The sequence below is a fragment of the Mesorhizobium sp. M7A.F.Ca.CA.001.08.2.1 genome, assembly GCF_003998455.1.
GTDB lineage: Bacteria > Pseudomonadota > Alphaproteobacteria > Rhizobiales > Rhizobiaceae > Mesorhizobium > Mesorhizobium ciceri.
Map to the genome: position 1 here is coordinate 1 of NZ_RZPW01000125.1, position 10,709 is coordinate 10,709.

At 63.3% G+C, this 10,709-nt stretch carries 10 protein-coding genes and 1 pseudogene; 5 read left to right on the forward strand and 6 right to left on the reverse strand.

The genetic code is table 11. The annotated features are described in order from the left end of the window. Together EN914_RS10340 and EN914_RS10345 are read right to left on the reverse strand one after the other, a co-directional pair. Nucleotides 1-255, reverse strand: a pseudogene (locus EN914_RS10340) (dihydroorotate dehydrogenase (quinone)); the annotation flags it as partial. After that, nucleotides 252-602: a DUF952 domain-containing protein gene (locus tag EN914_RS10345; protein WP_024503140.1), complete on the reverse strand. Its 351-nt coding sequence runs from the start codon at nt 600-602 to the stop codon at nt 252-254. The pseudogene EN914_RS10340 and the gene EN914_RS10345, both read right to left, overlap by 4 nt. Nucleotides 603-787: 185 nt before the next feature. Here EN914_RS10345 and EN914_RS10350 point away from each other — a divergent pair, with 185 nt between their 5' ends. Beyond that, a complete protein-coding gene (locus tag EN914_RS10350; protein ID WP_013533615.1) occupies nt 788-1,216 on the forward strand; it encodes a hypothetical protein in 429 nt (142 codons plus the stop codon). A 120-nt stretch (nt 1,217-1,336) separates the two neighbouring features. After that, nucleotides 1,337-1,996, forward strand: coding sequence for a response regulator transcription factor (locus EN914_RS10355; protein ID WP_024503139.1), 660 nt, complete (start codon nt 1,337-1,339; stop codon nt 1,994-1,996). A gap of 4 nt (nt 1,997-2,000) precedes the next feature. Here EN914_RS10355 and EN914_RS10360 read toward each other — a convergent pair whose 3' ends face one another. The 3 genes from EN914_RS10360 to EN914_RS10370 all read right to left on the reverse strand — a co-directional run bounded on the left by EN914_RS10360 (nt 2,001) and on the right by EN914_RS10370 (nt 6,081). After that, nucleotides 2,001-5,486 carry a PAS domain-containing hybrid sensor histidine kinase/response regulator gene (locus EN914_RS10360; RefSeq protein WP_024503138.1) on the reverse strand — a complete coding sequence of 1,162 codons (3,486 nt, stop codon included), beginning with the start codon at nt 5,484-5,486 and terminating at the stop codon, nt 2,001-2,003. Between the two features lie 120 nt (nt 5,487-5,606). Further along, nucleotides 5,607-5,786: a type II toxin-antitoxin system RelE/ParE family toxin gene (locus EN914_RS38285; RefSeq protein ID WP_348630338.1), complete on the reverse strand. Its 180-nt coding sequence runs from the start codon at nt 5,784-5,786 to the stop codon at nt 5,607-5,609. Between the two features lie 85 nt (nt 5,787-5,871). Next, nucleotides 5,872-6,081 (reverse strand): hypothetical protein, encoded by a 210-nt coding sequence (locus EN914_RS10370; RefSeq protein ID WP_024503137.1) that lies wholly within the window; start codon nt 6,079-6,081, stop codon nt 5,872-5,874. Between the two features lie 399 nt (nt 6,082-6,480). Between EN914_RS10370 and mscL the strand changes: the two genes are divergently transcribed. Together mscL and EN914_RS10380 are read left to right on the forward strand one after the other, a co-directional pair. Next, a complete protein-coding gene (gene mscL / locus EN914_RS10375; protein ID WP_013533610.1) occupies nt 6,481-6,903 on the forward strand; it encodes a large conductance mechanosensitive channel protein MscL in 423 nt (140 codons plus the stop codon). A 113-nt stretch (nt 6,904-7,016) separates the two neighbouring features. Next, nucleotides 7,017-8,183, forward strand: coding sequence for a pyridoxal phosphate-dependent aminotransferase (locus EN914_RS10380; protein ID WP_024503136.1), 1,167 nt, complete (start codon nt 7,017-7,019; stop codon nt 8,181-8,183). A gap of 72 nt (nt 8,184-8,255) precedes the next feature. Here the strand turns inward: EN914_RS10380 and hemA are convergent, their stop codons facing one another. Continuing rightward, a complete protein-coding gene (gene hemA, locus EN914_RS10385) occupies nt 8,256-9,533 on the reverse strand; it encodes a 5-aminolevulinate synthase (protein ID WP_127389071.1) in 1,278 nt (425 codons plus the stop codon). Between the two features lie 268 nt (nt 9,534-9,801). Between hemA and galE the strand changes: the two genes are divergently transcribed. Further along, nucleotides 9,802-10,709: UDP-glucose 4-epimerase GalE (gene galE, locus EN914_RS10390; RefSeq protein ID WP_127389072.1), on the forward strand; the 908-nt coding region annotated here is incomplete at its 3' end.

Genomic DNA, 10,709 nt, shown 5'->3' on the forward strand with positions numbered 1-10,709 from the left:
CGTGCCGACCTCGGCAAAGCCGAAGCCCAGGCCAAGCAGCGCGTCGGGCACTTCGGCGTTCTTGTCATAGCCGGCCGCCATGCCGAGCGGATTGGGGAAATCGAGGCCGCAGATGCTGACCGTCAGCCTGTGGTCGCGGATCGCTGGTGCACCAACCGGAACGCCGCATCGCAAGGCCGCGATCGACAGGCCATGCGCGGTTTCCGGATCGAAGGCGAACAGCAGCTTCTGGCCGAGCCGGTCGAGCACGCTCATTGCCCCTCCAGTGCCGGGAACTGGTGCACACCATCGGAGCCAAGCGGCAGTGGCCGGACCCACAGCACAGCCTTGAGGCCGAGCGGACCATAAAGATGCGGAAACAGCGCACCACCGCGCGAGACCTCGTATCTCAGCGCAGCACCCAGGCTGGCGCCGTCGATGGCGACCAGCAGAAGGTCGGTCTGGCCGGCAAAGTGCTTTGCCGCCGTTTCCTTGACCTGCGCCGCCGTGGAGAAGTGGATGAAGCCGTCTGCGACATCAATCGGCGCGCCGGTGAAGCGGCCATGCGTTTCGGCCTCGCGCCAAAGCGCCTGCGGGGTTATCTTGTAGATAATCTGAGACATGGTTGCGCTATAGAGCAGTTCCAGGAAAAGTGTGAAACGGTTTTCCCGGGAAAAGCGCATAGCGCTTTCCCTTGGCAATTGCTTCAAAAGATTCCGACCAGCCATTCGGGAAAGGCCACGCCAAGGGTCTTCCCCATTTCCGGCGCAAACATGCGATATCTGAGGCCTTTGCCATGGAGGACAACATGCGTCTGCAGCACATCTTGATCCCCGCCGCGCTCGTTTCGCTGGTCGCGGCTTCAGCTTATTCGGAAGAAACCGACCGCTACCGGCTGGAAAAGTCGGCCACCGGCTATATCCGCATGGACACCCAGACCGGCGCCATGTCGATCTGCGACGAACGCTCCGGCCAGCTCGTCTGCAAGATGGCGGCCGACGAACGCGCCGCTTTCCAGGACGAGGTCGACCGCTTGCAGACCTCGATGAAGGCGATGGACGAGCGCGTCACCAAGCTCGAGAATTCGCTCTCCGCCCGCCTCGAATCGAAACTGCCGAGCGAAGAGGATTTCAACAAGACGATGGGCTACATGGAGCGCTTCCTGCGCGGCTTCATGGGCATCGTCAGGGATATGGACAAGGACAACGGCGCCCAGCCCAATTCGCAGAAGACCTGAGCGTTTCAACCACGAGAGGCGGCGCACTGGCTTTGCCGCTTGAAAACAGCGCGCAGCCGCTCATAATCGTCCAGTTGAACCCGAAAAGCCAAAAATCATCGGGGATTCGGGGAGGGACATTTGCCGGCAGGCTATTCTTTCGTCATCGCCGACGATCACCCGCTGTTTCGCGGTGCGCTGCGCGAAGCGCTCGCCGGCATCGGCAATGTCGCCGCCATCCATGAAGCCGGCGATTTCGAGAGCGCCAAGGCGCTGGTCGTTGCCAACGAGGACGTCGACCTGGTGCTGCTCGACCTGTCGATGCCGGGCGCCAGCGGCCTCTCCGGCCTGATCTCGCTGCGTGGCATCCATCCGGCGGTGCCGCTGGTCGTGGTGTCAGCGCATGACGATCCGGCGACCATCAGGCGGGCGCTCGACCTCGGCGCTTCCGGCTTCATCTCCAAATCGGCCAGCATGGAAGAAATCCGCAGCGCCGTGCAATCGGTGCTTGCCGGCGATATTGCAGCACCCGTCGGCGTCGATCTCGGCATCGAGCGCGACCCTGAAATATCCGACCTGATCAAGCGGCTGCAGGCGTTGACGCCGCAGCAGACCCGGGTGCTCGGCATGCTGGCCGAGGGCCTGCTCAACAAGCAGATCGCCTATGAACTCGGCGTCTCCGAGGCCACCATCAAGGCGCATGTCTCCGCCATCCTGCAGAAGCTCGGCGTCGACAGCCGCACCCAGGCGGTGATCCTGCTGTCCAAGATCGGCAGCGACCCGCTGCAGCCGGCGGGTTAGACCGCTATTCCGCCGCCGGCGCCAGCGGCCTGACCCTGGCCATCATCGAGCGCAGTACCGCTGGTTTGAGCGGTTTGTTGATCACCGCAATCTCGAGCCCGCCGGCGGCCGTGCGCACCTCGTTGGAGCGGTCGGCGGTGACCAGCACGGCCGGCAGGGTGTCGCCATGGATCGCACGCAGCCTGACGACGAGTTCGAGACCGGTTTCGCCGTCGAGATGGTAGTCGGCAAGGACGATGTCCGGGCGGTGTATCTTCGCGGTCTCCAGATCCTTTGAACCGGACGCGGTGTCGACGTTGCAACCCCAGCCTTCGAGCAGGAGCCGCATGCCTTCGAGGATGCGGGCGTCGTTGTCGATGCACAGCACGTGCAGACCGGCCAGCGAGGCCGTCGCGCGGGCGGGAGCCCTGGCTTCGATCTCGCGTCGTGCCTGCACGGCCGCGACGGGCAGGATAACGGAGAATCGCGTGCCCTTGCCCGGACTGGAAAAGATGCGGATCTCCAGGCGCAACACCCGGGCGATGCGGTCGACGATGGAGAGGCCGAGACCGAGGCCCTCGGCCTCGCGCGCGCCCTCGTCGAGCCGGGTGAATTCGCGAAAGACGGTGTTCAGCTTGTCGCCGGCGATGCCGATGCCGGTGTCGATCACCTGGATCTCGGCCAATTCGCCGCGCCGCCTGACGCCAACCAGGACGCGGCCGTGGCGCGTGTATTTGATGGCGTTGGAGACGAGATTCTGGATCAGGCGGCGCAGCAAATTGCGGTCCGTCGTCACCGTCAACGATGACGGCATGATGGTCAGCTCGAGCTTCTTTTCGGCGGCCAGCGGCCGGAAGTCGTTGCCGATCTGGCGCAGCAATCCGTCGAGGTTGAAGGCGGTGTCATCCGGCTTCATCGCGCCGGCATCGAGGCGGGAGATGTCGAGCACGGCGCCGAGAATGGTCTCGACGGATTCCAGCGAGGATTCGATGTTCACGGCCGCCTTGCCGGCAGGCCCCTTGCCGGCCTTCTCGATCAGCGAGGAGCAATAGAGCCGGGCGGCGTTCAGCGGCTGCAGGATGTCGTGGCCGGCGGCGGCGAGGAAGCGCGTCTTGCCGAGATTGGCCTCCTCGGCCAGCATCTGTGCCTGCGCCAGTTCCTCATTGACCCGGGTCAGCTCGATGGTGCGCGTCTTGACGCGCTGCTCCAGCGATTCATTGGCACGCTTCAGTGCCAGGTCCTGCTCGACGCGCCCGGAAATGTCGGCATAGGTGGCGACGATGCCGCCGTCCGGCATCGGGTTGGAACGCAGTTCCAGGATGCGGCCCGAGGTTTTCAGCTCCATCTGCCATGGGCTGACGAAGCTGGTCAGCCGGTTGAGCATGGCCACACGCTGATCGGCAGGGATGTCGCCGCGCTCGGCGAGATGGCGCAGGATGCGGTCGAGCGAGACGCCGACCTGGCCCATCTCGTCGGGCAGGTCGAACAGCGCCCGGTACTGGCGGTTCCAGCAGATCAGGCGGAAATCGCGATCGAAGACGGTGATGCCCTGTTCCATCTGGTCGAGCGCGATCTGCAAGAGGTCGCGGTTGTGCTGCAGCGCCTCGGTGGCGTCGTCGAGCAAGCGGAAGGCATCTCGGGATTCGCGGTCGTGGCGCCGAAACAGCAGCGACAGGATCAGCCGTGCCGAGGAGGAGCCGACGGCGCTGGCCAGCAGCTGCTCGGAAAAGCGGATGACGTCCATGCTCGCCTGTTCGTTGCCGTGCAGCGAGGTTCCGTTGGTCTTTTCGAACGACTGGAAAGAGCGCTCGGTGCGCTCGACGCCGAGATAGCGCCCGATCGTGTCCTTCAGGTCGTTGACGGTGATGGCGGTGCGGAAACGGCGCAGGCTGGGCATCGGGCCGGCATCGCGCGGCACGAAGATCGACGCCTGGATGCGTTCCAGCGGCACCGACGCGCGCGACAGCGAGCCGAGCACGAAAAACACCGCATTGATCGACAGGCTCCATAACACGCCGTGGTTCAGCGGTTCGGCGACGGTGCCGAACAGGGCCTGCGGCCGCAGCGCCTCGAAGCCGAACAGCCCGTGCACGATGATGCCGGTATCGGCCGCGGCAAGCGACGGCAGGAGCAGTGTGTAGCCCCATACGAGGATGCCGGCGACCATGCCGAGTGCCGCACCCCGGCCGTTGGCGCCGCGCCAGATCAGCCCGCCGATCAGGGCGGGGGCGAACTGGGCGATGGCCGCGAACGACATCAGGCCGATCGACGACAGGCGCGCGCTGTTGGTGCTCTCGCGGTAGTAGAGGAAGGCGATGAACAACAGGATGAAGATCGCCCCGCGCCGCACATTGAGGATCAGCGTCGACCAATCCTCGGTCTCGGAGGTCGAGGTCTTGAGCAGGCGGCGCACGAACAGCGGAATGACGAGATCGTTGGAGATCATGATCGACAGCGCCACGCTTTCGACGATCACCATCGCCGTCGCCGCCGACAGGCCGCCGATGAAAGCCGCCATCGCCAGCACATCATGGCCGCTGAACAGGGGCAGCGACAGCACATAGAGATCGCTGCTGGTTCCGGTGCCGACCAGCGACAGGCCGGCGAAGGCGATCGGCAGCACGAACAGGTTGATCGCCACGAGGTAGAGCGGGAACACCCATGTCGCGGTGCGCAGTTCGGCCTCGCCGCGGTTTTCGACGATGGTGACGTAGAACTGCCGCGGCAGCATGATGATGGCAAAGCCGCTGAGGCACGTCAGCACCAGCCAGGTGGCGAGCGAGGTGTTGTAGCTCATCGCCTGCCGGACCTGCGCGTTCTCGGCGAGCTTGTCGAACATGTCGCCTGGGCCGCCGAAGATCAGGAAGGTGACCATCAGGCCGATCGCCAGGAAGGCGGCGAGCTTGACGACGGTTTCGACCGCCACCGCCAGCACCAGCCCGTCCTGGTGTTCGGTGGCGTCGGCGTGACGGGTTCCAAACAGCACCGCGAACAGCGCCAACAGCATGGCGACGACCAGCGAGATGTCGCTGACGAAGGGATCGAACGAAGGCGGCGATCCCGTATAGTGCTCGACCATCAGGCTGACCGAACCGGATATCGCCTTCAACTGCAGCGCGATATAGGGCACCGCGCCGATGGTGGCGATCAGCGTGGCGATCGCCGCGACGGTGAAACTCTTGCCGTAGCGTGCGCCGAGGAAATCCGCGATCGAGGTGATCTTCTCGGTCTTGGCCAGCCGCACGATACGGTTGAGCAGCGGGAAGCCGAAGACGAAGACGAGCACCGGGCCCGTATAGATGCCGAGGAATTCGAGGCCGCGTTCGGAAGAGAGACCGACCGAGCCGAAGAAAGTCCAGGATGTGCAGTAGATCGCGAGGCTGAGCGCATAGATGAAAGGCCGCCCCCGGCTCGGCTCGGAGATGGCCGAGCGGCGGTCGCCGAGGCTGGCGATGGCAAACAGCAGCGTCACATAGGCGACCGCGATGATGACGATGAACAAGCCCTGCACGCTTGGACTTTCCTCCTCTGCCGTCTTTCTATCCGGCTTGCCCGGACGCAACCACAGCTTGGCGTCCGAGTCCATTGCAGAGCTGTGCAGGACGGCTATCAGGGCGGCGCGTCGGTGTCGTTATGGTGAAGATCGCCGCTGAGCGCCGTGGAAAATACGGCCAATGACGACCTCCTCCAAACCCATGCGATAGAGGATGATGTGCTTGCCGTGGACGAACTGACGGGTCCTGCCTTCATAGAGCCGGCCCATACTCGGATAGTCGCCGAGCAACTCAAACACCGCGTCGAGTTCGCGCAGTTACTTTTCGGCCTGAGTGTGGCCGAAGTTTTCGAAGGTGTGTCGGTAAATGTCTTTCAGATCGCGTTCGGCGCGATGCGTTATCCTATGGCGCATGCGGGAGTTCGGCACGCGCTTCCCGAATAATGTCGTCGATCGACTTTTCGCTGACCGGGCTCTCAAAACCTTCGTTGATCGCCGCCTGAATCGCTTTCCGCTTCTCGTCGGGCGAAAGCGCGTCAAACCAAGCGCGCTGCTCCTTTGTTGGAGCCGCCCACGGATAAACATCAATGCTGATGGTTTCGAGCATGTTCATGAGAACATTATAGGCGAAAACGCCTATAATTTCCAGAAATTCAATGCTGGCTTTGCCGTGCCGTCAATGCGGGAAACCTTGCAAAGAGCGATTGATCGCTCGCGTCAACAACCAGGGGCCCATGCCGTGCTCGGCGGCAATCTGGTCCAGCGTGGTCGTTTTGCAGTGATTCGGCGGCATCTGTGTCGATTTGCATCGCGGGGATATGAAATTTCACGCCCTTGTACGCAACGCGTCAAATTCGGCAGAGCTGCCGCCCAAAGTGCCGTAAGGTAAGGAGAAAGCGGTTGTTTTCTCCCTTTTACCCATGTTGCGTCAGGAGGTTTTTGTTATGTTGCCTCAGGTCGATGCCGCAAGGACGGAAACGGCAGCTCGGCCAGTCACGACAAGGAGGGTCGAATGCTGAAAGAATTCCAGGAATTTATTTCCAAGGGCAATGTGATGGACCTTGCGGTCGGCGTCATCATCGGCGCGGCCTTCGGCAAGATCGTCGATTCCCTTGTTAACGATATCATCATGCCGATCGTCGGCGCGATTTTCGGCGGCTTGGACTTCAACAATTATTTCCTTGGCCTCTCCTCGGCCGTCAACGCCACCTCGCTGGCCGACGCCAAGAAGCAAGGCGCGGTCTTTGCCTACGGCAGCTTCATCACTGTCGCGTTGAACTTCCTCATCCTCGCTTTCATCATTTTCCTGATGGTCAAGGCGGTGAACAACATGCGCAAGCGGCTTGAGCGCGAGAAGCCCGCTGCACCGGCCGCTCCGCCGCCCGCCGACGTCGCGCTGCTCACCGAAATTCGCGATCTGCTCGCCAGGCGCTGACCACGGGCAGCATTTGCTGGACCAAAACCCCGGTCGTTGGCGGCCGGGGTTTTCTGTTTTCGCATCTGGTAAGGACCGCTGACGAAAACCGCAGACCAAAAACGGATCCGCCCATGACCCTGATCGACAGCTTGCGCACCGAGGCCCGTGCGGCACCCGAAAGTGGCATTGTCGCCGTCGTCAACTACGGCCGCCTGCGCGAAGGCATGATTCCGCTCTGGGCCGGCGAGGGCGACCTGCCGACGCCAGCCTTCATCACCGATGCCGCGTCGAAGGCGCTGGCCGGCGGCGAGACATTCTACACCTGGCAACGGGGCATCCCCGATCTCAGGCAGGCACTCTCCCGCTACTATGCCAGGCATTTCGGCAAGAATTTTCCGGAGGAAGAATTCATCGTCACCGGCTCCGGCATGCATGCCATCCAGCTGGCGCTCGACGCGCTCGCCGGCGCGGGCGACGAGGTGGTCTACCTGTCGCCGGCCTGGCCGAATTTCGATGCCGCAGCAGGGATAGCGGGAGCCGTTCCAGTCGCGGTCACGCTCGATCATTCCGGCAATGGCTGGTCCTGCGACGTCGAGAAGATCGCCGCTTCGATCACGCCGCGCACAAAGGCGCTGTTCATCAACACGCCGTCGAATCCGACCGGCTGGACCGCCGATCACGAGACCTTGCAGGCGATCCTCGCTCTGGCGCGCGCGAAGAACCTCTGGATCATCGCCGACGAGATCTATTCACTGTTCCACTATGGCCACGGCCGCGCGCCGTCCTTCCTGGACATAGCGTCGGCGGAAGACCGTATCCTGTACGTCAACTCCTTTTCCAAGAATTGGGCGATGACCGGCTGGCGCGTCGGCTGGATCAAGACGCATCCGAGCTTGCAGCAGGTGTTCGAGAACCTGATCCAGTATTCGAGCTCCGGCGTCGCCCAGTTCATGCAGCGCGGTGCGGTCGCCGCCCTTGACGAGGGCGACGCCTTCGTCGCCGAACAGGTGGAGCGGGCGCGCAAGGCGCGCGACCTTGTCTGCGGCATCCTCGGCGCCACCGGCCGCGCTGGGTTTACGGTGCCGCAGGGCGCGTTCTATCTGTTTTTCACAGTCGATGGCATCACCGATTCACGCACTGCTGCCTTCGACATCGTTGACAAGGCCAATGTCGGCCTGGCGCCAGGCACCGCTTTCGGCCCCGGCGGCGAGGCGTTTTTGCGGCTGTGCTTCCACCGCCGTCTCGACCAGATCGAGGAAGCGGCGCACCGGCTGGCGAAGTGGATGAAGAACGCCTGAGCCGCTGACGAAGCCCGAATTGAAATCGCTCCGGCGAGCCAGATGGCGGCCGGAGTAGAGTTCCAAACGGCATCAGCCGCCTGACTTGGGCACCAGCAGGGGAATGATGCGGTCGCTCTTGGCCACCGAAGGCCGACCTGCCGAACCATAGGGGATGCCGAGCGCATCCCAGGTCTCGACCAGCGCATCCTGCAATTCGGCGATCAGCGCATCGGAATGGAACGGCGTTGGCGTGATGCGCAGCCGCTCGGTGCCGCGCGGCACGGTCGGGTAGTTGATCGGCTGGATGTAGATGCCGTGCACGCCGAGCAGGCGGTCGCTGGCCATCTTGCAGGCCTCGGGATCGCCGACCAGCAGCGGCACGATGTGCGTCGGCGAATCCATCACCGGCAGGCCGGCGGCCGACAGGATGTGTTTGGTTCTCGCGGCCTGCTGCTGCTGGGCGTCACGCTCGGCCTGCGAGCGCTTGAGATGGCGGATCGACGCGGTCGCGGCGGCAGCGATCGCCGGCGGCAGTGCCGTGGTGAAGATGAAGCCCGGCGCATAGGAGCGCACGGCGTCGATCACAGCGCTGGTGCCGGTGATGTAGCCGCCCAGCGTGCCGAATGCCTTGGCCAGCGTGCCTTCGATGATGTCGATGCGGTCGGCCAGGCCTTCGCGCTCGGTGATGCCGCCGCCGCGCGGCCCGTACATACCGACGGCATGGACCTCGTCGATATAGGTCATGGCGTTGTAGCGCTCGGCGAGTTCGACGATCTCTTTGATCGGCGCGATGTCGCCATCCATCGAATAGACGCTTTCGAAGACGATCAGCTTGGCGCGTTCGCGCCCCGCCGCCTGCAAAAGGCTTTCCAGATGCGCCACGTCATTGTGGCGGAAGATCTTCTGTTCGGCGCCGGAACGCCGCACGCCTTCGATCATCGAGGCGTGGTTCAATTCGTCCGAGATGATCAGGCAGTTGGGCAAAAGCTTCGCGATGGTCGAGATCGAGGCTTCGTTGGAGACGAAACCGGAGGTGAAGACCAGTGCCGCTTCCTTGTCGTGCAGGTCGGCAAGCTCCACCTCGAGCTCTACCAGCGGGTTCGAGGTGCCGGAAATGTTGCGGGTGCCGCCGGCGCCCGAACCCATCTTGCCAGCGGTATTCTGGAACGCGGCGATGACGTCGGGATGCTGGCCCATGCCGAGATAGTCGTTGGAGCACCAGACGGTGATTTCCTCGGCGCGGCCATTGGAACGCCAGATGGCGCGCGGGAACTTGCCCGCGATCCGCTCGAGGTCGGCGAAAACGCGGTAGCGACGCTCGGCATGGAGCTGGTCGATCGCTTCCTCGAAGAACCGCTGATAGTTCATGTCGACTTCCCAATTTTTGCGCGGGATCATAATCATTGGCCCGTTGGTCGTCCACCTGGCCTTTTTGGTCAAAATGCCACGCCCCGGACCTGTTCCTAACGACCGCGGATCGTGGCCTATTCCCTTGATGTGGATGAACTTTGTTTCAGGACAATGCCACTGGCCGGCAATGCCGGTTACCAGGGGGTTCCAATGGCCATGCGGCGGGCTTTCCAGTAGAGCGGGGTTGAGACAGTTTCCGATAAATCTTGGATAAGCGAGGACGCGGATGACAGTTTTGGTGACAGGCGGCGCCGGTTACATCGGCAGCCATATGGTCTGGGAGCTGCTGGATGCAGGCGAAAGCGTGGTCGTTCTCGACCGTCTTTCCACCGGTTTCGAATGGGCAGTGGCGCCGGAGGCCAAGCTGGTCGTCGGTGATGTCGCCGACAAGGAATTGGTCGGCGCGGTCATCAGGGAGAACAAGGTCGACGCGATCATTCATTTCGCCGGCTCGATCGTGGTTCCGGAATCGGTCGCCGACCCGCTCGGCTATTATGAGAACAACACCTCGAAGACGCGCACGCTGATCGAAACCGCGGTGCGCGAAGGCGTGCCCAATTTCATCTTTTCCTCGACCGCCGCCGTCTACGGCGGCGCCGGGCTGGAGCCGGTGCGCGAGGACGCCCGCCTGGCGCCGGAATCGCCCTATGGCCTGTCCAAGCTGATGAGTGAGTGGATGCTGCGCGACGCGTCGATCGCGCATGGCCTGCGCTATACGGCGCTGCGCTACTTCAACGTCGCCGGCGCCGACCCGAAGGGCCGCACCGGCCAGTCGACGCCGGGCGCAACCCATCTGATCAAGGTCGCCTGCGAGACGGCACTTGGCAAGCGGCCGTTCATGCAGGTGTTCGGCACCGATTATCCGACGCCGGACGGCACCTGCATACGCGACTACATCCATGTCAGCGACCTGGCGGCGGCGCATCGCCTGGCTTTGCAGCGGCTGCGCGCCGGGGGACAGAGCCTCGTCGCCAATTGCGGCTACAGCCATGGCTATTCGGTGCTGGAGGTCATCGACAGCGTGCGCCGCGCCTTTGGCCATGATTTCGAGGTGAAGATGGGTGATCGCCGCCCTGGCGACGCCGCGGCGGTGGTTGCCAATTCGGATCTCGCCCGCGCCGAGCTCGGCTGGAC